This is a genomic window from Propionicimonas paludicola (assembly GCF_002563675.1).
Lineage (GTDB): Bacteria > Actinomycetota > Actinomycetes > Propionibacteriales > Propionibacteriaceae > Propionicimonas > Propionicimonas paludicola.
This window is the reverse complement of record NZ_PDJC01000001.1, coordinates 2,705,204-2,729,781: the sequence shown is the minus strand read 5'-3', so window position 1 is coordinate 2,729,781 and position 24,578 is coordinate 2,705,204. Positions and strand designations below refer to the sequence as shown.

The window sequence follows — 24,578 nt, the reverse complement described above, 5'->3', positions numbered from 1 at the left end:
CTCAGCGGGGGGTGAGCGCGGTGGTCCGGGCTCCGGTCGACTCGCGGGCCACGATCCGGAACTCCGGCTTGATCAGTCGCGGCGGGACGGCAGTCTCCGGCTTCTCGTTGATCCGCTCGATCAGCAGATCGACCGCCGTGGCCGCGATGGTCTCCCGGCCCGGGTCGACGCTGCTCAGCGAGGGCACCGAGTAGCTGGCCTCGTCGATGTTGTCGAAGCCGATCACGGCCACGTCGTCGGGGACCTTGCGTCCGGCCTCGCCCAGGGCGCGCAGCGCGCCCAGCGCCAAGGTGTCGTTCAGAGCGAACAGTCCGTCGAAGGGGACGCCGTCGGCCAGCAGGCCGCGCATGGCTTCGGCGCCGTTCTCGCGGTGCCAGGGGGCGGCCACCCGGATCAGCTTCGGGTTGAGCGCGATCCCGGCATTCTCCAGGGCGGCCCGATACCCGCGGACCCGCAGGTCGGCCGAGCGGACCTCCTGCTTGCCGTCCGGGTGAGCCCCGATCACGGCGATTCGGCGGCGTCCGATCGAGATCAGGTGCTCGACGGCAGCCTGGGCCGAGGAGCCGTTGTGCATGGTGACGTGATCGGTCGGCCCGCCGAAGATCCGCTCGCCGAGCAGCACCACGGGGAACCCGGTGTTCAGCAGCTCGCGGTCGTCCTGGCCCAGGGCCATCGGGCTGAACAGCAGCCCATCGGTGAGCCGGACCCGGCGTCCGGTGAGCACCTCGATCTCGCGCTCCCGGTCACCGCCGGTCTGCTCGACCACCACGCCCAGCCGGCGTCGTTCGGCGGCGCGGATCACCGCGTCGGCCAGTTCGGCGAAGTAGTTCTGGCGCAGTTCGGGGACGGCCAGGCCGATCACTCCGGTGCGTCCGGAGCGCAGCCCGCGCGCCGACAGGTTCGGCCGGTAGTCGAGTTCCTCGATGGCCTGCTGCACTTTGCGCCGGGTCTCCGGGCGGACGTGCGGGTAGTCGTTGATCACGTTCGAGACGGTCTTGATGGACACGCCGGCAACCCGCGCCACGTCGTGGATGGTCGGGCTGCTCATGGTGCTCCATCTGGGGGTGCCGGCTGCGGCGAGATCGGCGTCAGCCTACCGCTGGCCGGGCGGCTCACTGGAGCGCGGGCCGATCATCGACTGCAGGACGGTTCCGGGCGGGAGGCTCCGGGTCTTTGTGGCGGCCGGTCGGGACGTGAATGGTGGCCGCGCCATGCGACGTCCGAAAAATCAGATGCCCTCGCCAACGGCACCTACAACGTTGTAAAGTGAGGCCAGCCGGAGCCCTTGGCCGGCCAAAGTCGATGCACCTCTTGACCTGGAAGGCACAATGATTCGAGCCCACCTGACGGTAGACCCCCACTTCGTGGTTGGGCCGATCAATCGCAGACTCTTCGGCTCCTTCGTCGAGCACCTCGGACGCTGCGTCTACGACGGCATCTACGAGCCCGGCCACCCGTCCGCCGGCCCGGACGGCTGGCGCGCCGACGTCCTCGAACTGGTCCGGGAACTTGGCGTGACCACGCTGCGCTACCCGGGCGGCAACTTCGTCTCCGGCTATCGCTGGGAGGACGGCGTCGGCCCGGTCGAGCAGCGTCCGCGCCGGTTGGATCTGGCCTGGCACTCCACCGAACCGAACCTGGTCGGCCTGGACGAGTTCGCGGCCTGGACGAAGCTGGTCGGCGCCGAGCTGATGTACGCGGTGAACCTCGGCACCCGCGGGCTGCAGGAGGCCCTGGACGTGCTGGAGTACGCCAACATCGCCGGCGGCACCACGCTGTCCGACCAGCGGGTCGGCAACGGCGCCGTCGCGCCGCACGGCATCAAGATGTGGTGCCTGGGCAACGAGATGGACGGGCCCTGGCAGCTCGGCCACAGCACGGCCGGCGAGTACGGACGGCTGGCCGCGTCCACGGCCCGGGCCATGCGGCAGATCGACTCGAGCCTGGAGCTGGTGGCCTGCGGCAGCTCGGGAGCCCAGATGCCCAGCTTCGGCACCTGGGATCGAACCGTCCTCGAGCACACCTATGACGAGGTCGACTACATCTCCTGCCACGCCTACTACGAGCCGATCGACGGCGACCTGGGCAGCTTCCTGGCCTCAGCGGTCGGGATGGACCGGTTCATCGACTCGGTGATCGCCACCGCCGACTTCGTGAAGGCCGCCAAGCGCAGCAACAAGACGCTGGCGGTCTCCTTCGACGAGTGGAACGTCTGGTACAAGTCCCGCTACGAGAACGTCGATCGGATCACCGACCCGAACAGCTGGCCGGTCGCCCCGCGCCTGCTCGAGGACACCTACTCGGTGCTCGACGCCGTGGTCTTCGGAAACCTGATGATCTCGCTGATCCGGCACGCCGACCGGGTGCAGGCCGCCAGCCTGGCCCAGCTGGTGAACGTGATCGCCCCGATCATGACCGAGCCCGGCGGCCCGGCCTGGCGGCAGACCACGTTCTTCCCGTTCTCGCTGTCGGCTCAGCTGGCCAAGGGGGTAGCCCTCGAGCTGCGGCTGGACTGCCCCAGCTACGACACCGTCGAGCACGGCGAGGTGCCGCTGCTGGACGGGGTGGCCACCTACGACGCGACGGACGGCTCGGCGTCGATCTTCCTGGTCAACCGCAGCATGGACGCCCCGGCCCAGGTCGAGATCGACACCCGGGCGCTCGGCCCGGTCGTCCCCGGCATGGCCCGGACGCTCAGCGACGCCGACATCCACGCGGCCAACACCCTGGCTGAGCCCGAGCGGGTCGGGCTGGCCGACAACAGCAGCATCGAGCGCGACGGCGATCGGCTGCTGATCACCCTTCCGCCGGTCTCCTGGACCGTGCTGACCCTCAACCCATCCAGCCCGCGCTGACGCGGACCCAAACCAAGGAAAGCTGATCATGACCTCGATTCAGGACGGCACTGTGGCCGCCTCGTCCGGCATCGTCCGGCTGCGCTATCTGGTCGACAACGAGTGGCGGGAGTCGAAGACCTCCAGCTACATGCCGGTGCTGAACCCGTCCACCGGCGAACAGATCGCCGAAGCGCCGTGCTGCACCCAGGCCGAGGTCGACTCGGCCGTGGCGGCCGCAGCCAAGGCCTACCCGGCCTGGAAGGCCACCCCGGTGCCGCAGCGGATCCAACTGATGTTCCGGTTCAAGGCCCTGCTCGACGAGCATCTGGACGAGCTGAGCCTGCTGCTGGCCACCGAGATGGGCAAGGTCCTCTCCGAGGCCCGCGGGGACGTCCTGAAGGCCATCGAGGTCGTCGAGTGCGCGTGCTCGACGCACTACCTGATGCAGGGCGACACGGCCATGAACATCTCCAACGGCTACGACACGGTCTCCTACCGGGAGCCGTTGGGCGTGTTCGTGGGGATCGCGCCGTACAACTTCCCGGCCATGATCCCGATGGGCTGGATGCTGCCGTTCGCCATCACCACCGGCAACACGTTCGTGCTGAAGGCTGCCTCGATGGTGCCGCAGACCTCGATCCGAATGATGGAGCTGCTGATCGAGGCCGGCCTGCCCAAGGGAGTGGCCAACCTGGTCACCTGCTCGCGGGTGGAGGCCGACAGCCTGCTGGTGCATCCGGACGTCCGCGGGGTCACCTTCGTGGGCTCGACCTCGGTGGGCCGCTACATCTACCAGACCGCGGCCGGCGCCGGGAAGCGGGTGCAGGCGCTCACCGAGGCCAAGAATCACGCCCTGGTGCTCGAGGACGCCGTCCTGGAGCGGACCGTGGCCGGCATCGTGAACTCCACCTACGGCTGCGCCGGCCAGCGCTGCATGGCGCTGCCCGTCGTGGTAGCCCAAGAGTCGATCGCCGACCAGCTGGTGGCCATGCTGGCTCAGAAGGCCGCGGCGCTGCGGATCGGCCCGGCCTACCTGCCCGAAAGCCAGCTCGGCCCGGTGATCACGGCCAAGCATCGCGACTGGGTGACCTCGTGCATCGATCGCGGCGTGACCGAGGGCGGCGAGCTCGTCCTGGACGGCCGCGGGGTGCAGGTGGACGGCTACGAGGGGGGCTTCTACGTCGGCCCCACCATCCTGGATCGGGTGGGTCCGGACAACTGGGCCGGGACGCATGAGATCTTCGGCCCGGTGACCGCCATCAAGCGGGTCCGCGACTTCGAGGAGGGGGTGGCCGTGATGAACGCCAACCCGTTCGCCAACGGCTCGTGCATCTACACCAGTTCCGGTCACTACGCCCGCGAGTTCGCCAGCCGCACCGACGCCGGCATGGTCGGGGTGAACGTCGGCATTCCGGTGCCGTTCTCGATCTTCCCGTTCAGCGGCCACAAGCAGTCCTTCTTCGGTGACCTGCACGCCATGGGCAAGGACGGCGTGGCCTTCTTCACCGAGACCAAGTCGGTGACCACCACCTGGTTCACCGAGGAGCACCGCCATCAGGCCGTCGGCACCTGGGACGGGATGACCACCCGCAGCTGACAGGCTCCGCCGCCCGGCTGGGACGAAGGGACTGAGGTCCCTTCGTCCCAGTGTGCTGTTCGGGCCAGACGACTCGGCCGCCAGGGGAGCGGACGGTCCCGGCACCGTCCATCGAAGTCAGCGGCGTATGGAGGTCGGTTCCCGCGGCGCCGGGACGCAGCGCGGCAGGTCCTCTTCGTCCCCCTGCCATACCTGTCCGGTCTGCGGCTCCTCGCTGTGGACTCGTCACTCCCGGCGTCATCGGCGTCATCAAGTTGTGATGTGAGTGAGTCTTGACAGTTCGCGCGAAAGTTAGTTGGATCGGTTTAGTAAACAGTGCACCTTGCGGCCGGGGCACCCGACATCGACGTCAGGACGGTTCCGATGGCTCGCTCTTCAGGGCAGGTTGACTCGCCCCCGATCTCGTCGTGGCAGCGCCACGGCCAGGCTCCCGGTGAGTCTGTGAAGACCGGCGAGCCGGGCTACGCCACCTCCTGACCACACCCATACGTCCGCTACATCCACAATCTCGCCCGGGTGGTCCCTGGCCGCACCATGGCCACCCGGGCGGCCTCACCGAAGGAAGCCGATGACCCTCGATTCACTCACCGCTCATACGGAGTCCGCCGTACTCGGCGCCTTCCCGTCGGACGCGGTCGTGTACCAGGTCTACCTGCGTTCCTTCCGTGATGGCGACGGCGACGGCCTCGGTGACCTGGCCGGGCTGTCCCGCGGCCTGGCCGAGATCGCCGAGCTGGGGTGCGACGCGATCTGGCTGAACCCCTGCTACCTCTCACCTCAGCGCGATCACGGCTACGACATTGCCGACTATCGAGCGATCGACCCGAGTTTCGGCACGCTGGCCGAGTTCGATGCGGTGGTCGAGCAGGCGCACCGGCTGGGCCTTCGAGTGCTGATGGACATGGTGCCCAACCATTGCTCGAGCGAACACGTCTGGTTCCGGGCTGCCCTCGCTGCGGGGCCGGGCAGTCGCGAGCGGCAGCGCTTCCTGTTCCGCGATGGACGCGGTGCCGACGGCGGGTTGCCGCCGAACAACTGGCTCAGTGTCTTCGGAGGGCCGGCATGGACTCGCGTGACCGAGGCGGACGGTACCCCGGGCCAGTGGTACTTCCACGCCTTCGACTCCACCCAGCCGGACTTCAACTGGCGCAACCCGGAGGTTGCTCAGGAGTTCGAGGACGTCCTGAGCTTCTGGTTCGCCCGCGGTGTGGATGGGTTTCGGATCGACGTCGCCCACGGCAACGTCAAGGCCGCCGATCTGCCCGACCACCGGGGCGATGGCCACAACTATGCGATGTGGGACCAGCCGGAGGTCCACCAGATCTACCGCTCCTGGCGTGCGCTCGGTGATGCCAGCCCGGTGCCCAAGTACTTCGTGGGCGAGGTCTGGCTGCCCTCCCAGCACCTGGTCTCGGCATACGTCCGCTCGGACGAGATGCACCAGGCTTTCGACTTCGGCCTGCTGGTGCAGCCCTGGAACGCCGCCCGGATGCGCGCCGCGATCGATGCCGGGCTGGCCAACTTCGGATCGGCGCCGGCCTGGGTGCTCTCGAACCACGACGTGCATCGCACCGTCACCCGCTACGGCCAGCAGCAGAGTCTGATCGCGCCACCGCCCACCGACATGATCTCGGCCGCCCGCCGCCGGGGCCCGGTCGATCTGGAGTTGGGGGCTCGGCGAGCGCGCGCCGCCGCGGCGCTGCTGCTGGCCCTCCCCGGGTCGGCGTACCTGTTCCAAGGCGAGGAGCTCGGCCTGCCCGAGGTCTTCGAGCTGCCCGACTCGGTCCGCCAGGATCCGATCTGGTTGCGATCCGGTGGTGCCGAGCTGGGCCGCGACGGCTGCCGAGTGCCGCTGCCGTGGACCCTGGACGGGGCCAACTTCGGGTTCTCCCCGGACGGTGCCCGGCCCGCCTGGCTGCCGCAGCCGGAATGGTTCGCCCGCTATGCCCGGTCCGGCCAGCGTCAGGACCCGAACTCGATGCTCACCCTCTACCGGCAGCTCATCCGAGCCCGCCGGACACTGTTCGCCGCGGACGCCGGCCTGCGCTGGTTGGAGGGCCCCGATGGCGTCCTCGCCTTCCAGCGCGGAGACGGAGTCTGCGTGGTGAACCTCACCGACCAGCACTGCACCATTCCCACGTCCTGGTCGCTGGGGCCACGCGTGATCAGCACGGAGGAGGTCAGCGGAGTAGCTGACCTCCCAGCCAATAGCGCGAGCTGGTTCCAGCTGGCGCTGCCGACACCACAAACCGGGCGCAAGGATTAGCGCCTAAACATGAAAGGAAGACCAATGCACCGTCACCTTAGGCTTGTCGCCGCTGGCGTCGCAGGCCTCCTAGCGCTCACGGGGTGCGCCGGGCCATCGGGCAGCACCGCTGCGCCCGCCGTCTCGTCCTCGGCTTCGGCCCCGGCCGCACCGGCGCAGATCACCATCTGGCACTACTGGGACGGCACCAATGCCGACACCTTCGACGCCATGGTGGCTGACTACCAGAAGAGCCATCCCCAGGTGAAGATCACCACCTCGATGGTGCCGAACGCCGACTTCCTGACCAAGCTGCGCGCCTCGGCGACCTCCAAGACTCTGCCCGACATCGCGATCGGCGACCTGGTCTGGGTGCCGCAGATCAACCAGATCGGCACCTTGGCCGACCTGAAGTCTCTGCTGCCGGCCGAGGTGGTCTCCGACATCAACCCGGCCCTGACCTCCTTCGGCACCATCGGAGGCAAGCAGGTTTCGGTACCGGTCTCGGCAAACAACCTCGCCTACATGTACAACAAGACCCTGTTCAAGCAGGCTGGACTCGATCCGGAGAAGCCCCCGACCACGTGGGAGGAACTGATGGCTGATGCCAAGCAGATCCTGGCCAAGACCGGGAAGCCCGGCTACGACCTGTACACCCAGGCCGGTGACAGCGGTGAGGGGCTGACGTGGAACTTCCAGGTGAACCTGTGGCAGGCCGGCGGCGAGTTCCTGAAGGCCGACAACTCCGCGGCCGCGTTCAACACTCCGCAGGGCAAGAAGGCGCTGCAGTTCTGGGTCGATCTGATCAAGTCGGGCGTCTCCCCCTACGCCAAGTGGGGCGAGTTCGAGAAGGGCAAGGGCGGCTCGGCCCAGGAAGGTTCCTGGATGGTCGGGATCTGGGCAGCCGATCCGCCGTTCGACTTCGGGGTGGCCAAGGCGCCCTACCCCAGCGACGGCAAGCCGGCCACCAACCTCGGTGGCGAGCAGGCCATGGTCTTCAACAACTCCGATGCCAATGCCAAGGCCTCCGCGGACTTCCTGGCCTGGTTCCTCTCCGCCGACCAGGTCACCAAGTGGAGCGAGACCACCGGCATGCTGCCGGTGACCAACTCGGTGGCTACCTCGGCCGGCTACCTGGACTGGGTGAAGAGCTCGCAGCCGCGGCTGCTGCCCTATGTCGAGCAGATGGCCGACGCCCACGCTCGTCCGAACACTCCGCTGTACCCGAAGATCTCGCTGGCCTTCGCGCAGCAGATCGAGAAGGCGCTGGCCGGTGAGGCCACGGTCGACGAGGCGCTAGCCGCCGCCGAGAAGGCCGTCAACGCCGTGATTGCACAAGGCTGAGCCGCGTGGCGCAGGCTCAACTGGTGATCCGCTCGGGGGAGACTCCCCCGAGCGGATCACCGCGCTCCCCACGACGGCGGCGCTACGACCGGGAACAGGTGATCACCGCCGCCGTCTTCCTGGCCCCGGCACTGGTCGTCCTGGCCGTGTTCGTCTTCTACCCGATCCTGGCCGCAGGGCAGATCAGCCTGACCTCCTGGAACGGCTTCGACCCGGTGCAGCCCTTCGTCGGTCTCGGCAACTACCAGCGCCTTGCCCAGGATCCGGAGTTCTGGAACAGCCTGGCGGTCACCGTCGGCTATGCGCTCGGGGTCTGTGTGCTGAGTGTGGTCAGTGGGCTGGCGATCGCCCTGCTCCTGGACGCCCCACTGCGCGGTCTGGGCATCTACCGCAGCATCTACTTCCTGCCTGTGGTCACCTCGTCGGTGGCGGCTGCGATCGTGTGGCGCTACCTGCTCGACCCGTCCGGCCTGGTCAACTCGGTGTTGGCCCAGTTCGGAATCGCCGGCCCGGACTGGCTGCAGGACCGCTACTTGGCGCTGGGGGCGCTGACTCTGCTGACCGTCTGGAAGAACATCGGGTTCAACGCCGTCCTCTACTTGACGGCGCTGCAAGCACTGCCGCATTCGATCTACGAGGCGGCCGGGCTGGACGGGGCCAGCGGCTGGCAGAAGCTGCGCCACCTGACGATTCCGCTGCTGTCGCCGATGACCTTCTTCGTCGTGGTTCAGGCCCTGATCACCAGCTTCCAGGCTTTCGACCTGGTCTATGTGTTCACCGAGGGCGGGCCCCGCGGTGGCACCGACGTGCTCGGCATGTTCATGTATCGCACCGCGTTCCGGCTCGGCGACTTCGGCTATGGCACGGCGATCGCCTTCGTCACCTTGGCCCTGGTACTCGGCGTGACCCTTGTGCAATGGCGGGTCACCGGCAGTGATGGGACCGAGCGATGACCCGCGCACAAGCCGGACGACTCGTGCGCCACGCGATCTTGATCCTCGGTTCGGTGGTGGTCGTGGTGCCGTTCCTCTGGATGTTCACCACCTCGCTGCAGACCCGGGCTGAGACCTACACCAACTCCTCGATCCTGCCCACCTCGTGGCACTGGGAGAACTATCTGCGGGCCTGGCAGTCCGCGCCATTCGCGCAGTACTACGTCAACAGCCTGGTGATGGCCGTCGGAATCGTGGCCGGGCACCTGGTCTTCGACGCCCTGGCCGCCTACGCGTTCGCTCGACTGGACTTCCCGGGCAAGAACGTCCTGTTCCCGGTGCTGCTGGCCGGGCTGATGGTGCCCACCTTCGTCACGGTGATCCCGGCCTACACGATCGTGGCCAACCTGGGCTGGATCGACACCTATGCGGCCCTGATCGTGCCGAGGCTGGCCGATGTGTTCGGCATCCTGCTGCTGCGCCAGTACTTCGTGACGATTCCGGTCGAGCTGGAAGAGGCGGCCCGAATCGACGGCTGCAGCCGGGCCGGGACGTTCTTCCGGGTGATCGTCCCGCTGTCGTCGCCGGCTTTCGCCACGTTGGGGATCTTCAGCTTCCTGTTCGCCTGGAACGACTTCCTGTGGCCCCTGCTGGTCACCAACAACGACGACATGCGCACGATCCAGCTCGGACTGTCCTCCTTCGTGGGGCGGTACGGGACGTCCTGGAACTATCTGATGGCCGGCACACTCACCGCCACGATCCCCAGCATCGTCGTCTTCCTGTTCTTCCAACGCGCCCTGGTGCGTGGAATCGCTTCGACCGGATTGAAGGACTGATGGCCGCTCCCGAATGGCTCGCTGACGCCGTCTTCTATCAGATCTTCCCCGAGCGCTTCGCCAACGGCGATCGCTCCCTGGATCCACCCGGAGTCGAGCCCTGGGACGCCGTCCCGACCCGAGACAACTTCCTGGGCGGCGACCTGCAGGGGATCATCGATCACCTCGATCACCTGGACGGGCTGGGGGTGAATGCGCTCTACCTGACGCCGATCTTCGAGGCCCGCACCAACCATCGTTACGACGCGGTCGACTACTTCGCGATCGACCATCGCCTCGGCGACCTGGAGACCTTCCAGCGCTTCCTGGACGCCTGTCACGCCCGCGGCATCCGGGTGGTCCTGGACGCGGTCCTGAACCACTGTGGGGATGGCCATTGGGCCTTCCGGGACGTGGTCGAGAAGGAGGCGGCCTCGCCGCACGTGAACTGGTTCTCGGTCGAGGGCTTCCCGGTGATCAGCCACCCGGAGCCGAACTATCGGACCTGCTCGGGCTGCTACTACCTGCCCAAGTGGAATGCCTACAACCCGGAGGTTCGGGACCACCACTTCTCGGTGGCCCGGTACTGGATCGAGCAGGGCATCGACGGCTGGCGCCTGGACGTCCCCTACTTCATCAACCGGAACTTCTGGCGGCAGTTCCGAGAGGTCGTCAAGCCGCTGGGTGAGGACCTCTACATCGTCGCCGAGGAGTGGCGCGAGCCGCAGGAGTGGCTGCAAGGCGACATCGCGGACGGCACCATGAACTACACCCTCCGCGACCTCGTCCTCGGCTTCACCGCCGACCGCAGCATCGACGCCACCGAGTTCGCCGCCGGGATGAACCAACTGCGTCGGCAGATCCCCGACGGCTACCACCACGGCATGCTCAACCTGCTCGGCTCACACGACACCGAGCGAGTGCTCACCCGGCACGGCGCGGACGTCGACTCGGCCCTGCTCGGCTACAGCCTGCTGTTCGCCGCCGAGGGTGCGCCGATGCTCTACTACGGCGACGAGGTGGGGATGACCGGCGAGAACGATCCCGGCTGCCGGGCCGGAATGGTCTGGGATCCGCAGGCCTGGGACCAACGGCTGCTGGCCGGGGTGCGTGAACTCGCCGCTCGACGCACGTCGACGGCGGCACTTCGTCGCGGCAAGCAGGACGTGTACCCGCTCGGCACCGATACAGTCCTGGTCATGCGAACACTCGGGGACGCCGCCGCGGCTGTCCTCGTCCATCGGGGCGAGGGCGTCGACCTCGACCCGGTCGACTATCCGGTGCTTTCGCGCTTCACCTCCGCGCCGCTGCACCTGGGCCGGCGCAGTTCGACGATCCTGGAAGCCGGCTGATGGCGCGCAATCGGATCACCATTCAGGACGTCGCCAATCGGGCCAATGTCTCCAAATCCGCGGTGTCCCTGGCCTACAACGACTCCAAGAAGCTCTCCGAGGCGACCCTGCAGAACATCCTGCGGGCGGCCGAGGAGTTGGGCTACAGCCAGGATCCGGCCGCCCGGATGCTCCGCACCCAGCGCACCGACAGCCTGGGGCTGCTGCTTCCGCAGCAGCTCGACAAGGTCCTGGAGAACCCCTATTACACCCAGTTCCTGCAGGGGATCGGGCAGACCTGCCAGCAGGAAGGACTGACCTTGCTGCTGGTGCCGCCGTTGCGCGGCTCCATGCTGAAGGCAATCCCCTACGCGGCGGTGGACGGCTTCATCGTCAGCGGCCTGGAGTACGACCGCGGCGAGGTCACGGCGCTGCGCCAGCGGGGGATTCCGTTCGTCCTGGTCGACAGCGAGTGGCATGAAGGAGTGCCCAGCGTCGAACTCGACGAGACCGAGGGGATGCGGGAGCTCGTCGACTACCTGTTGCGGCAGGGTCACCGTCGGATCGCCTTCATCGCGATCGAGACCGACACTGCCGGCGGCTATCAGAACTGGCGAGGGCCGGTTCAGCGCCGCATGCAGGGCGCCACTGAGAGCCTGGCCCAGTACGGCCTGAGTCCGGAGAGCGACTCGATCACCATCGTCGAGACCCCGTGCACACGCCTGGGCGGCGTGACCGCCTTCCGGACGCTGTGGGCACAGGACGAGCGGCCGACCGCGATGGTGGCCTTCAGCGACATCATCGCCTTCGGCATCCTGGACGCCGCCCGCGAGGCCGGAGTGGACGTGCCGAGTCAGTTGTCGGTGTCCGGCTTCGATGACTTGTCCGAAGCCAGCTGGACGATGCCGAGCCTCACCACGATTCGCCAGCCGATCGCCACCAAGGGACGACTGGCTGCCGAGTACCTGGTGGAGGCCATCACGGCCAGCAGCCCACCCGACACCACTCATCAGCAGCGGCTGTCCACCGCACTGCTCTTGCGCGGCTCGACCGGCGCCGCTCCCGCGCTCGGGCCCACCTGATCGAGGGCTCCGGCCACCGAGGACTGGTCGGCGCTGCCTCAGTGGCGCAGCGAGCCGTACATCGACTTGGCCTTCTCCAGGGCGGCCAGGTAGCCGGAGCGGTGGTAGCCCAGCGGGTCGGCGTCGGAGGGGACGGCCAGCAGGCCGCGGAACTCATCGACGCTGGCGTAGCCCTTGGCCTGGGCCCAGTCGTCCATCCCGGCAATGAGCTTGGCCGCGTAGCCAGCTCCGTGCCGGACCAGGGCAGAGGTGGTCATCACCACGTCCGCACCGGCCAGCATGTGCGCGATGGCATCGGCCGCGGACTCCACTCCCGAGCTGGCGGCCAGGGAGGCCTTGGTCTGGCGGCGCAGCGCGGCGATCCAGGTGCGCGGCACCCGGGCTTCGGCCGGGGACGACAGATGCACCCCGGACACCACGGCCAGCTGCTCGACGTCCACCCCGGGCTGCAGGAAGCGGTTGAACAGCACCAGGCCGTCCGCGCCGGCCTCGATCACCTGTAGCGCGAAGTTGCCCGGGCTGGAGAAGTACGGCGACAGCTTCACCGCCACCGGGACGTCCACGGCCTGCTTCACGGCCGCGACGATCTCCAGGTGCTGGGCCTCGACCTCGGCGCCGGTCATGGTCAGGTCGCCGGGGACCAGATAGATGTTGCATTCCAGAGCGGACGCTCCGGCATCGACCAGTTGTCGGGCGAAGCCGGTCCACGAACCGACAGCGGACGCGTTCAGGCTGGCGATGATCGGGACGTCCACGGCCTTCGCCGAGCGCTCGATCAGGCTCAGGTAGCCGGCCGCCGGGTTGGCCAGCTCATCCACGGACGGGAAGTAGCTGGTCGCCTCGGCGAAGGACTCGGCGTACTCCTCCTCCAGCGCCAGGTCATGGGCGGCCTGACGCTGCACCTGCTCGGCGAACAGCGAGTAGAGCACCACGGCACCCAACCCGGTGTCGGCCAGCGCCTTCACCTGGTCGACGCTCTGCGACAGCGGGCCGGCCGAGGCCACCAGCGGATGCCGCAGGGTCAGCCCCAGATAGCTGGTGGTGGTGTCCATCGCTCAGCTCCTCGCTACTTCGGCGAACCGCTCGGCGCCCCGAGTGGCCATCTCCTCGTATTCTGCCCAACGCCGGTTGACCTGCTCCTGACCGAGCTCGAGCAGCTTCTCCGCCGACTCCGGATCGGAGTTCATCAGCATCCGGAACCGCAGTTCCTTGGCGTGGTACTCCCGCAACGGCAGTCGCGGCCGCGGCGAATCCAGCAGGAACGGGTTGCGTCCGGCCGCCCGCAGCACCGGGTTGTAGCGCATCAGCGGCCAGTGGCCCGACGCCACCGCGGCGTACTGCTGGTCCAGGCCCTTGCGCATGTCGATGCCGTGGGCGATGCAGTGGCTGTAGGCCAGGATCAGGCTGGGGCCGTCATAGGCCTCGGCCTCGCGGAACGCCTTCAGAGTCTGCTGCGGATCGGCGCCCATGGCCACCCGGGCCACATAGACATTGCCGTAGGCGGTGGCCTGCAGGGCCATGTCCTTCTTGGTGGTCGGCTTACCGGCGGCGGCGAACTTGGCCACCGCGCCCAGCGGGGTCGACTTGGACGCCTGGCCGCCGGTGTTGGAGTACACCTCGGTGTCCAGCACCAGGATGTTCACGTTGCGCCCGGACGCCAGCACATGGTCGACACCGGCCGAGCCGATGTCGTAGGCCCAGCCGTCGCCGCCGACGATCCACACGCTGCGTCGCAGCAGGTGGTCGGCCACCGAACGCAGGTCCTCGACCTTGGCTCCGCTCATCGAGTCCAGCCGGGACTTCAGCGCGTCCACTCGGGCCCGCTGCTGGGACAGCTCCGACTCGTACAGCTGCGGAGCTTCCAGGATGGCGTCCACGGTCTCGTCGCCGAGCTCACCGCGCAGTTCCTCCAGCCGCTGCCGGGCGGTGGCGGTGTGCAGGTCGGCGGCCAGCCGCAGCCCCAGCCCGAACTCGGCGTTGTCCTCGAACAGCGAGTTCGACCAGGCCGGGCCGCGCCCGTACTTGTTGGACGACCAGGGCGTGGTCGGCAGGTTGCCGCCATAGATGGACGAACAGCCGGTGGCGTTGGCTACCGTGGCCCGGCCACCGAACAGCTGGGTGAGCAGCTTCAGATAGGGGGTCTCGCCACAGCCGGAGCAGGCCCCGGAGAACTCGAACAGCGGCTCCAGGAACTGGGTGCCGCGGACGTTCGCGAAGTCGATCCGCGAGCGCCGGTTCACCGGGATCTTCTCGAAGAACTCGACGTTGGCGATCTCCTTGTCCCGCTCCAGCACCGGAGCCAGGTTGATCGCCCGACGGTTCGAGGTGGCCCCCAGCGGCTTCACCGGGCAGGCCTCGGTGCACAGGCCGCAGCCGGTGCAGTCCTCGGCGTACACCTGCAGGGTGTAGCGGGAGCCGGGGAAGCCGGCCGCATTCAGCGGCGCCGACTCGAAGCCCTCGGGGGCCCCGTCCAGAGCCGAGCCGTTGTAGTACTTGGCGCGGAGCACGGCATGCGGGCAGACGAAGGCGCAGTTGCCGCACTGGATGCAGGCTTCCGGATCCCACTGGGCGATCACGTCGGAGATGTTGCGCTTCTCGTAGCGGGTCGTCCCGGACGGGTAGGTGCCGTCGACCGGAAGCGCCGAGACCGGCAGCGAGTCGCCGGTGCCGGCCAGCATCGAGCCGGTGACATTGCGGACGAACTCCGGCGCACTGGAGGGCACCGGCGGAATCATCTGGTGCTCACCGACCGGCGCGGCCGGAACCTCGACCCGGAACAGTGAGTCCACCGAGGCGTCCACGGCGGCCTCATTCTTGGCCACGACGTCGGCGCCCTTCTTGGCGTAGGTCTTGCGAATCGTGGCCTTGACGGCCTCGATGGCCTCGGCCCGCGGCATCACCTTGGAGATGGCGAAGAAGCAGGTCTGCAGGACGGTGTTGGTCCGCCGGCCCATGCCGGCCTTGCGGGCCACCAGGTTGGCATCGATCGTCCACAGCTCGATGCCGAGCGCGATGATCTTGGCCTGCATCGGCACCGGCAGCTGAGCGAAGACCTCGTCCGGGCCGAACGGGGCATTGATCAGCAGGACGGTGCCCGGCGCGGCGAACTCCAGGACGTCCACCCGCTCCAGGATCGACCAGTGGTGGCAGCCGATGAAGCCGGCCTGGCTGACCAGGTAGGGAGCCTCGATCGGCTTGGGGCCGAAGCGCAGGTGCGAGACCGTCCGCGAGCCCGACTTCTTGGAGTCGTAGACGTAGTAGCCCTGGGCGTAGGTGCCCTCGATGCCGCCGAGGATCTTCACCGAGTTCTTGTTGGCGCCCACGGTGCCGTCCGAGCCGAGGCCGTAGAAGACCGCGCGCAGGGTGGCCGGATCCTCCAGGTCGATGCTCGGGTCGTAGGGGAGGCTCAGCATGGTCACGTCATCGTTGATGCCGATGGTGAACCGCGGACGGGGGCTGGGCAGGGCCAGCTCGTCGTAGATCCCGACCACCATGGCCGGCGTGAACTCCTTGCTGGACAAGCCGTAACGCCCACCCGACAGGTGCGGGAGGTGGTCGCGACGGCCGGCGGCGTGCGCCTCGCCGAGGGCCGCGGCGATGTCCAGGAACAGCGGCTCGCCGCCGGCTCCGGGCTCCTTGGTGCGGTCCAGGACGGCGATCGACTTGGCGGTGGCCGGGATGGCGGCCAGCACCTCTTCGGTCGGGAACGGACGGTACAGCCGCAGCTGGACGACGCCGACCTTCTCGCCCTGGGCGACCAGGTGCTCCACGGTCGAGCGGACGGTGTGAGCGCCCGAGCCCATGATCACGATCACTCGCTCGGCGTCCGGGGCGCCGTAGTAGTCGACCAGGTGGTAGTGGCGTCCGGCCAGGGCGGCGAACTGATCCATGGCCTGGCTGACGATGCCGGGCACGGCCTCGTAGAACGGGTTGGCGGCTTCGCGTCCCTGGAAGTAGGTGTCCGGGTTCTGCGCCGTGCCGCGGATGTAGGGGTGCTCCGGCGACAGCGCCCGGCGCCGGTGGGCGCGGACCAAGTCTTCGGGGACGAAGGCCAGCAGCTGTTCGTCGGTGAGCAGCTCGACGCTGTTCTCCTCGTGGCTGGTCCGGAAACCGTCGAAGAAGTGGACGAACGGCACCCGCGAGCGCAACGTGGCCAGCTGCGAGATGGCGGCCATGTCGTGGGCTTCCTGCACGCTGGACGAGTTCAGCATGGCGAAGCCGGTCTGCCGGACCGCCATCACGTCCTGGTGGTCGCCGTAGATGCTCAGGCCCTGGGCGGCCAGCGAGCGCGCGGCCACGTTGAGCACCATCGAGGTGAGCTCGCCGGCGATCTTGTACATGTTCGGGATCATCAGCAGCAGGCCCTGGCTGGCGGTGAAGGTGGTGCTCAGCGCACCGCCCTGCAGCGCGCCGTGCAGCGCACCGGCCGCACCGCCCTCGGACTGCATCTCGATGACCGTGGGGATCGAGCCGTAGACGTTCTTGCGTCCGCGGGCCGACCACTCGTCGGCCAGCTCGGCCATGGTCGAGCTGGGAGTGATCGGGTAGATGCTGCACAGCTCGTTGAGCCGGTAGGACGCCGAGGCGGCGGCCTCGTTCCCGTCAATGATTACCCGGGCCATGCTCAGTTCTCCTCGATCATCGCGATGGCACCGACCGGACACTGCTCGAAGCAGGTCGCGCAGCCAGTGCATTTGTCGTAGTCGTAGCGGTAGCGGTTGCCCTTGCCGAGCTTGATCACGGCGTCCTCGGGGCAGGAGCCCAGGCAGCCGTCGCACTCGAAGCAGTTACCGCAGCTCAGGCAGCGGGCCGCCTCGGTGTGCGCCTGATCCTCGGTCAGGCCGCCGACGATCTCGTCGAAGTCGGTGACCCGCTCGCCGGGCTCGAGCTCGGGCTGGGTGGTCCGGCGGGCATCGCCGAAGTACCACAGGTTCAGCTTCTCGAAGCTGGCCAGATCGTGCTTGGGGCGATCGGCCGCTTCGCGTCCGGCCAGCCAGGCGTCGATCTGCTTGGCCGCGCGCTTGCCGTGGCCGACCCCGATGGTCACGGTGCGGTCGGACGGCACCGCGTCCCCACCGGCGAAGATGCCGGGCACGTCGGTCATCAGCGTGCGCGGGTTCACCTGGACCACGTCGTGGTCGAAGTGCATGCCCGGGATCCGGCGCAGGAAGTTGGAGTCGGTCTCCTGGCCCAGGGCCAGGATCACCGTGTCGGCTTCGAGCTTCTCGAAACGTCCGGTCCCACGGGCCTTGCCGTTCTCGTCCAGCTCCATGATCTCGACGGTCAGGTCGGACTCGTCCACGCTGGAGATGGTGCGCAGCCAGTTCATCTTGACGCCCTCGCGCTCGGCGCCTTCCTTCTCCTCGGCGTGCGCCGGCATCTGCTCCTCGGTGCGCCGGTAGACGATGATCGACTCCTCCGCACCCAGGCGGCGGGCCACTCGGGCGGCGTCCATGGCGGTGTTGCCGCCGCCGTAGATGGCCACCTTGCGGCCGATCATCGGACGCTCGCCGGAGGCGACGTCGCGCAGGAAGCTGACCGCGTCCACAATCTTGGAGGCGTCCCGGTTGGGGATGTCGACCCGCTTGGACAGGTGCGCGCCGATGGCCACGAAGACCGCCTCGAAGCCGCCCTCGGCCTGGTCGGCGAGCAGATCCTTGACCGTGTAGTCGGTGGTGATGGTCACGCCCAGGGCGTAGAGACGCTCGATCTCGGCGTCGAGCACCGCGCGCGGCAGCCGGTACTCCGGGATGCCGTAGCGCATCATTCCGCCCGGCTTCGGGGAGGAGTCGCGGATCTCCACCTGGTGGCCCATCTTGGCCAGCTGGTAGGCCGCGCTCAGGCCGGACGGGCCGGCGCCGATCACCAGGACCTTGCGGCCCGAGGAGAAGCGGGGCTTGTCGAACTGCCAGCCCTTCTCGATGGCCAGGTCGCCGAGGTAGCGCTCGACGGAGTGGATCGAGACCGACCCGTCCAGCTCGACCCGGTTACAGGCGCCCTCGCAGGGGTGGTAGCAGACCCGTCCGTGGATGGCCGGGAAGGGGTTGTTCTTGACCAGCTCGCGCCAGGCAGCCTCGTCCTGGCCGGCCTTGGCCAGTCGCAGCCATTCCTGGATGTTCTCTCCGGCCGGACATGCGTTGTTGCACGGTGGCAATCGGTCCAGATAAATCGGCATTCGGGTGCGGACCGGGGCCACCCGTCCGCTCGCATCGGCCAGGTCGGGAAGTTCGGTGATATCGCGGGCCACAGTGCACCCCTTCGTTGTCAAACTATGCGCTCGAGCAGCACCCTACTCCGGCTCACACTCCCGCGCTGACAAGGGGATTTGTGCAACATCTCAGTTCAGAAAATACCCGTCAAGGTATGGCCGACTGATGAAATCTCGGCCATGGTGGGAGGTCTCCGGTGAGGCTCGCATCACCCCAAGTCAGCCCGGTTACCGCGGGTCGCAGCCAGCCCTCGGAGGGTTCGGGACGTCCCCGGAATGGGCCCGTCCGTCCCCTCAGGCAGGCGCCCTTTCCGTCGCGACGGAGCCACGGCCGTCCGACATCTGGTCTCCTGGCTCGAACCCGGAAATGGTCCCGATCTGAACGAGGCGTGGCATCCCCCGAGGCTCGAACCCGACTTTGGCCCCGATCTGCGGCCCCGGGTGACGCCGATTGGGGACCAAACTCGGGTTCCACTCTTGCTGGGTGTCGAGACTGGCTCGGATCGGGACCGAACTCGGGTGTGAACTGCGACCGAAGCGACAGGCTTACCCGGTGCTGACCGGATCGCCGGTGGCGGTGAGCTCTCCTTCGAACTGCGTCCGGGCCACCAGGGTGGCCAGCTGGTTCTTGATCTCGGCGAGCTCGGACGCCAGGACGTCCACCTGCTCGCGGGTGGCGATCTCCTGCTGCTCGGTGACATCGGCAACCCGCTGCACCAGCCAGGAAGCGATGGTCGCGGTAACGACGCCAAGCAAGGCGATGCCGCCGATCATCAGCGCCACGGCGACGCCGCGTCCGATCGGCGACACCGGGAAGCGATCCCCATACCCCACGGTCGCGATGGTGACGGCGGCCCACCAGAAGCCGTCGCCGAGGTTCTCGATGTTCGCGCCCGGTACGCCTCGCTCGGCGTCGGTCACCGCCAGTGCACCGATGACGACCAGCAGCGAGACCGCACCCACGGTGTAGGTGACCACACGTCCATGCAGCCGCTGGGTGGCCGTCCGGTTCAGGATCGAAAGCAGCGAGAGCAGCCGAACCAGGCGCAGTGGACGCAGCATCGGCAGCACCACGGCGGCCAGATCGACCAGGTTGCTGCGGAAGAAGCGCCACTTGTCGTGGGCGAGTACGAAGCGGGTCACGTAATCGACGGCGAACAGCCCCCAGGTGACCCAGACGACGACCTCACAGGTCAGCAGCAGCCATTCGGGGGCGTCCGGGTTGGCCACTGGGATGGCGTAGGCGATCAGGAAGATGACAGCGGCGATGTTGAGCGGCCATTCGGTGATGACCTCCCAGCGGCTACGAGTGGGCATGGCGCGAAGATTAGAACCTGCGAGCTCATTGTGGATAGAGAGGTCCACTTTCTGTCCTATCCCAGCCGTCTGCTCGTCCACTTTCGGCGGCGAGGTGGTATTCGTACAAACTCGGTGAGCGCATTGCCTGTCTCGTGCTCACACCCGTGGATATGCTCCGCTCAGCAAATTCCTGGGTTGAAGGGATTCACGGTGAGCACTCCTGGCGTCAAGGATCGGGTGCGGTACTGGTTCGACAATCAGATGTCGAAGGGTCTGGGCGCTCTGATGGTGCTGCTCGGGCTGGCCACCGCGGTCTTCGTGCTGGTGTTGGTGGCGCTCGCCTTCGCCGCGCGGGCGTTCCCGGGAGATGCGCCGGACGCCGACCCGCTCGAGATGATCTGGGCCGGCCTCATGCATGCCCTCGACGCCGGTGCGGTCGGTGGCGACACCGGATGGGCCTACCGCGGGGTCATGCTGCTGGTCACTGTGGGCGGTCTGGTGATTGTGGCGAGTTTGATCGGCATTGTCTCCAGCGCATTCGATGAGAAGGTCGCGCAACTCCGGAAGGGCCATTCCCTGGTCCTGGAAGAGGGGCACACCCTGATCCTGGGCTGGAGCAACAAAGTCTGCCCAATCATCAATGAACTGGCCAAGGCCAATGAATCCCGTCCGCATGCGAGCGTGGTGGTTCTGGCGAACAAGGACAAGGTCGAGATGGACGACCAAGTCAAACGGGATTGCCAGCGCCTTGGTGGCACCGCCGTCATCTGTCGGACCGGCGATCCCCGACGGCTGGCCGAGCTCCAGCTCGCACGTCCGCACCTGGCCCGCAGCATCATCGTGTTGGCGCCCGAAGGCTCCCACGACCCGGACGTCGAGGTGATCAAGGCGGTCCTGGCGATCGTCAGTGACACCGAGTATGACGGGCAGGTGCCGCACATCGTTGCCGAGCTCTCCGATCCGGCCAACCTCGAAGCGGCGAAGCTGGCCGGCCAGGGCCGTGCCCACTGGGTGGTCAGCCAGGAGGTGATCGGCAAGATCATCGTCCAGACCTGCCGGCAGTCCGGACTCTCGGTGGTCTACCAGGAGTTCCTGGACTTCGACGGCGACGAGATCTACCTGGTCCCGGCCGATGGCCTGGTGGGCCGAACCTACTTCGATGCCCAATGTGCGTTCCCGAGATGCGCGGTAATGGGCCTGTTCAGTGACGGGATCCCTCGGCTCAACCCGCCGGCCGACACCGTGATCGGTGCGGACGATCAGATCATTCTGGTCGCCGTGGACGACTCCGCCGTGCGGATCGGCCCGGAGCCCGACCAGCAGAACGCCTCCGAGGCGCCCGGCGAGCCGCCCCGGATGCCCAAGCCCGAGCGGGTTCTCGTCCTCGGGGTCAACCAGGTTCTGCCGATGATGCTGGCCCAACTGGACGAGTACGTCGGGGCGGGCTCGGAGGCCGTGGTCGTCACACCGGGAGAACCACCTGCCATGCCGGGTCTGGGGAAGCTTGCCGTGCACTGGATCGCTGGTGATCCGACCAAGCGCTCAGTGCTCGAGGGGCTGGGGGTCGGCGGCTTCGACCACATCATTCTGCTGGCCGATGTCGAGCGCTACGGGGCCGAGCGGGCCGACAGCCGAACCCTGGTCACCCTGCTGCATCTGCGCAACCTCGCCGCCGGTTCCGAGCTTGAGCTGAACATCGTCAGCGAGATGCTGGACGACCGCAACCGTGAGCTCGCCGAGGTGGCCCGAGCTGACGACCTCATCGTCAGCGACAAACTGGTGGCGCTGATGCTGTGCCAGATCTCGGAGAACAAGCACCTGGCCGAGGTCTTCACAACGCTGTTCGAGTCACAGGGCAGTGAGGTCTACCTGAAGCCGGCCCGCAACTATGTCGAGGTCGGGCACGAGGTGGACTTCTATGGAGTGCTGAACGCGGCCAGGCAGTACGGCGAAACGGCGATCGGCTACCGGATCGCGGCGCAGGCTCACGATGCCGACCAGTCCTACGGAGTGCGACTGAATCCGGAGAAGTCGGCACCGGTGGTGTTTGGGCGGTCCGACCGGATCATCGTGCTGGCCGAGAGCTGATCGTTGTTGGCCAGCGGGCGTCCGGGCTAGAGGTGGACCACCCGATCGCAGCGGGCCACCACGGCCGGATCGTGGGTCCGTCTTGGGGACGGTTCCCATTTCGTACCAGTCCCTTGTCGCACGGGTTGGGGACGGTTCCCGGTTCGCGTCCGTCCACAGCCCGAGCTGGTGCCGCCCTCGAAACTCACAGGCCCGCGTCAGTGTGAACAGATCAGTTCGGCTGCCCCCACCGTTGTGAAGCGAACGAGCCCAGGGGGAGTCCATGCCACGCCAACGCCGAAAGCTGTCCGAGTCCGGGATCCACCACGTCATGATGCGTGGGGTGAACCGTTGCGCAATCTTCCTTGAAGAGGCCGACTATCGGCGCTTCCTCGAGGTCTTGTCTGTTGCCGTGAGGCTGAGTGGGTGTCACGTCCTGGCCTACTGCCTGATGCCAAACCACGTCCATCTGGTTCTGCGCACGGGGGAGGAACAGATTGGGCAGGTGATCAAGCGGGTTGGCGTGCGCTACGTCGGCTGGTTCAACCTCAAGTACTCGCGTGTCGGGCACCTCTTTCAGGATCGCTTCCGAAGCGAGCCCGTCGACTCCGACGCGTACTTGCTGGTGCTACTCCGCTACGTATGGAACAACCCGGTCGAGGCAGGGATCGTCGGGCGTGCGGAAGACTACCCGTGGAGTAGCCGGCGGCATTGGGAGTTGGTGAGGTGCGTTGTCGACCACGCCGAGCTGGAGAGGCTCATCCCTGCCGATGAGCTCAACGAGCTCGGTGCGGAGCCGTCGCTATCGCTCGGACCGAGGCATCGTTCCGGACGTCGTCCACGGATTGCGGACGACGATGCGCAACTCCTGCTCGTTCGAGTCTGTGGGGCGGCAGACATGCATGAGTTCGCTCGCTTGGCCGCACCGGCCCAGCGCAGGGCCATCCGCGAGCTGTTTGACCGGTCGGTCTCGTATCGCCAACTTGCCCACCTCACTGGGCTCAGCGTGACGCAGGTTCGTCGAATGCAGATAGCGGGTCAGGACTGAGCCGTGCGTCGGGCGTAGGTGCTCGGGTTGGTACGGAAGAGGAACCGTCGCCTATATGGCGGGCTAGGGGTTGGTACGGAATAGGAACCGTCCCCGGGGTTGCGGGCTAGAGGTGGACGACCCGATCGCAGCGGGACACCACGGCTGGGTCGTGGGTGATCACCAGGACGGCCGAGTCGGAGGTGCCCGACCAGATGTCGTCCATCAGTTGGGTGGCGGTCTCGACGTCCAAGTGCTCGGTGGGCTCGTCGAGGACAAGCACCTGGTAGTCGCCGACCAGCAGCCGGGCCAGCGCCACCCGGCGGGCCTCGCCGCCGGAGAGCTGGGTGCCGGTCTCGCCGACCAGGCGGTCGGGGGAGAGCCCCAGTCCGGCCAGGGTTAGCGCCGCGCTCACCTGTTCGGGGGTGGCGTCCCGGTTGCCGATCCGGACGTTCTCGGCGATCGAGGTCGAGAAGATGTGAGCGTCCTGGGCCAGGTACCCGACCCGACCGCGGACGTCCACGCGTCCGCCCATGGCCGGGATCAGGCCCAGCACGGTCGCGGCCACGGTGGTCTTGCCGACCCCGGAGGGCCCAACCAGAGCCACTCGCTGGCCGCGCTCGACGTCCAGACTCAGTCCGGTCACCACCGGATCGTGGCCGGGCCAGCCCGCGGCCAGCCCGACGATCTCCAGCCCCGGATCGGCGACCGGTGCACCGGCGGCCGGCAGGTCTCCGGCGCCCACCGGATCGGCAGCCAACAGCTCCTCGACCCGGCCCAGAGCCACCTTGGCCCGGGTGTAGGTCTGCGCCGACTGCACCAGCGTCGACAAGGCCTCATGCAGAGCCAGGGGAGTCAGCACCAGCACCGCCAGCAGAGTGGTCTGCAGAGCGGCGGCCGGCGGGTCGGGGACCCGGATGAAGACGACGTCGCGCATCCAGCCGACCAGGCCCGGTGCCATCGAGTTGGACGCCACTTCGCCGGCCCCGATCAGCAGAGCGCCGATCACGGCCGTGCCGGCGGCAAGCAGCTGACCGGCCACGGCCAGTCCGCGCACCCAGGTGCTGCGCGCCTCGGCGCGACGTAGCCGCTCATCGACGGCCAGCAACTTGTCGGTGTAGCTGCCGGCCGCGTTGTAGGCGACCAGATCGGGAGCGGCCTCGGCGATCTCGTTGACGGAGTCCGCCAGATCGCCGCGCAGGCCGACCATGGCCACGTCCGCCTTCGCTGACAGCCGCTGAGCCAGCCACGGCACCAGCAGGCCGGCTGCCGCGGCACTGAGCAGTAGCACCAAGCCGGAGCCAGGTGAGATGACACCCATCGCGAGGCCGGTGATCAGGATCACCAGTGATGAGGCCACGAACGGGATCCAGACCCGGACGATCAGGTCCTGAATCGCCTCGACATCGGCGATCACCGTGGTCAGCAGGTCGCCGCGACGCCGGCCGAGCAGGGTCGTCCGGGCCAGCCGGGAGTAGGTCTCCAGCCGTAGCGCCGACTGCAGTCGCAGCGCGATGTTGTGCCCGGTGAGCCGCTCGACGTAGCGCAGCACGCCGCGGGAGATGCCGAAGAAGCGCACCGCCACCGACGGTGCCTCCAGGAACAGCACCGGCACCAGCAGGGCGGCGAAAGCCAGCAGCCAGGCCGAGACCGACATCAGCGCCACCGAGGCGGCGCTCGCGCAGAAGGCCAGGAAGACGGCCAGGGCCAGCCACTTCCGTGAGCCGGGGACGGCATCGAGCAGGCGGCGCAGCAGCGGGCGGTCGTCCACCGGCAGCGCACTGACGTCGT

Annotated in this window: 16 protein-coding genes; 10 read left to right on the top strand and 6 right to left on the bottom strand. The window is 67.8% G+C overall.

Going from position 1 to position 24,578, the window contains the following annotated elements:
* Window position 1: 1 nt before the first annotated feature.
* Window positions 2–1,048 (bottom strand): LacI family DNA-binding transcriptional regulator, encoded by a 1,047-nt coding sequence (locus tag ATK74_RS12680; protein WP_098461382.1) that lies wholly within the window; start codon window positions 1,046–1,048, stop codon window positions 2–4.
* A 280-nt stretch (window positions 1,049–1,328) separates the two neighbouring features.
* On the opposite strand from ATK74_RS12680, the gene arfA reads away from it, so the two are divergent.
* From arfA to ATK74_RS12640, 8 genes are all read left to right on the top strand, one after another.
* A complete protein-coding gene (arfA, locus tag ATK74_RS12675) occupies window positions 1,329–2,855 on the top strand; it encodes an arabinosylfuranosidase ArfA (RefSeq protein ID WP_098461381.1) in 1,527 nt (508 codons plus the stop codon).
* 28 nt (window positions 2,856–2,883) lie between these two features.
* Window positions 2,884–4,434 (top strand): CoA-acylating methylmalonate-semialdehyde dehydrogenase, encoded by a 1,551-nt coding sequence (locus ATK74_RS12670; protein WP_098461380.1) that lies wholly within the window; start codon window positions 2,884–2,886, stop codon window positions 4,432–4,434.
* 568 nt (window positions 4,435–5,002) lie between these two features.
* On the top strand, window positions 5,003–6,700 hold the full coding sequence (locus ATK74_RS12665) for a glycoside hydrolase family 13 protein (RefSeq protein WP_098461379.1): 1,698 nt from the start codon (window positions 5,003–5,005) through the stop codon (window positions 6,698–6,700).
* Between the two features lie 24 nt (window positions 6,701–6,724).
* Window positions 6,725–8,023, top strand: a complete 1,299-nt coding sequence (locus ATK74_RS12660) for an ABC transporter substrate-binding protein (RefSeq protein WP_098461378.1) — start codon at window positions 6,725–6,727, stop codon at window positions 8,021–8,023.
* A 5-nt stretch (window positions 8,024–8,028) separates the two neighbouring features.
* Window positions 8,029–8,976 carry a carbohydrate ABC transporter permease gene (locus ATK74_RS12655; RefSeq protein WP_245840919.1) on the top strand — a complete coding sequence of 316 codons (948 nt, stop codon included), beginning with the start codon at window positions 8,029–8,031 and terminating at the stop codon, window positions 8,974–8,976.
* Window positions 8,973–9,794, top strand: coding sequence for a carbohydrate ABC transporter permease (locus ATK74_RS12650; RefSeq protein ID WP_098461377.1), 822 nt, complete (start codon window positions 8,973–8,975; stop codon window positions 9,792–9,794). The genes ATK74_RS12655 and ATK74_RS12650 overlap by 4 nt, the downstream gene beginning before the upstream one ends.
* The gene (locus tag ATK74_RS12645; RefSeq protein ID WP_098461376.1) at window positions 9,794–11,125 is read left to right on the top strand and encodes a glycoside hydrolase family 13 protein; all 1,332 of its coding nucleotides are present in this window, start codon (window positions 9,794–9,796) and stop codon (window positions 11,123–11,125) included. Before ATK74_RS12650 ends, ATK74_RS12645 begins: the two co-directional genes overlap by 1 nt.
* Complete coding sequence (locus ATK74_RS12640) at window positions 11,125–12,186, top strand: LacI family DNA-binding transcriptional regulator (protein ID WP_098461375.1); 1,062 nt, start codon at window positions 11,125–11,127, stop codon at window positions 12,184–12,186. Before ATK74_RS12645 ends, ATK74_RS12640 begins: the two co-directional genes overlap by 1 nt.
* A gap of 38 nt (window positions 12,187–12,224) precedes the next feature.
* On the opposite strand, the gene ATK74_RS12635 is transcribed toward ATK74_RS12640, so the two are convergent.
* The 4 genes from ATK74_RS12635 to ATK74_RS12620 form a co-directional block, all read right to left on the bottom strand.
* A complete protein-coding gene (locus ATK74_RS12635) occupies window positions 12,225–13,238 on the bottom strand; it encodes a dihydroorotate dehydrogenase-like protein (protein WP_098461374.1) in 1,014 nt (337 codons plus the stop codon).
* A gap of 3 nt (window positions 13,239–13,241) precedes the next feature.
* Window positions 13,242–16,808, bottom strand: coding sequence for a pyruvate:ferredoxin (flavodoxin) oxidoreductase (nifJ, locus tag ATK74_RS12630; RefSeq protein WP_098461373.1), 3,567 nt, complete (start codon window positions 16,806–16,808; stop codon window positions 13,242–13,244).
* Between the two features lie 2 nt (window positions 16,809–16,810).
* Complete coding sequence (locus ATK74_RS12625; protein ID WP_098461372.1) at window positions 16,811–18,433, bottom strand: NAD(P)-binding protein; 1,623 nt, start codon at window positions 18,431–18,433, stop codon at window positions 16,811–16,813.
* A gap of 507 nt (window positions 18,434–18,940) precedes the next feature.
* Window positions 18,941–19,711, bottom strand: coding sequence for a potassium channel family protein (locus ATK74_RS12620; RefSeq protein ID WP_098461371.1), 771 nt, complete (start codon window positions 19,709–19,711; stop codon window positions 18,941–18,943).
* Window positions 19,712–19,903: 192 nt separating this feature from the next.
* Between ATK74_RS12620 and ATK74_RS12615 the strand changes: the two genes are divergently transcribed.
* Both ATK74_RS12615 and ATK74_RS12610 read left to right on the top strand, forming a co-directional pair.
* Window positions 19,904–21,781, top strand: coding sequence for a CASTOR/POLLUX-related putative ion channel (locus ATK74_RS12615; protein ID WP_143483673.1), 1,878 nt, complete (start codon window positions 19,904–19,906; stop codon window positions 21,779–21,781).
* 262 nt (window positions 21,782–22,043) lie between these two features.
* Window positions 22,044–22,808 (top strand): transposase, encoded by a 765-nt coding sequence (locus ATK74_RS12610; RefSeq protein ID WP_098461369.1) that lies wholly within the window; start codon window positions 22,044–22,046, stop codon window positions 22,806–22,808.
* Window positions 22,809–22,914: 106 nt separating this feature from the next.
* Here ATK74_RS12610 and cydC read toward each other — a convergent pair whose 3' ends face one another.
* Window positions 22,915–24,564, bottom strand: coding sequence for a thiol reductant ABC exporter subunit CydC (gene cydC / locus ATK74_RS15755; protein WP_211283460.1), 1,650 nt, complete (start codon window positions 24,562–24,564; stop codon window positions 22,915–22,917).
* Window positions 24,565–24,578: the final 14 nt, after the last annotated feature.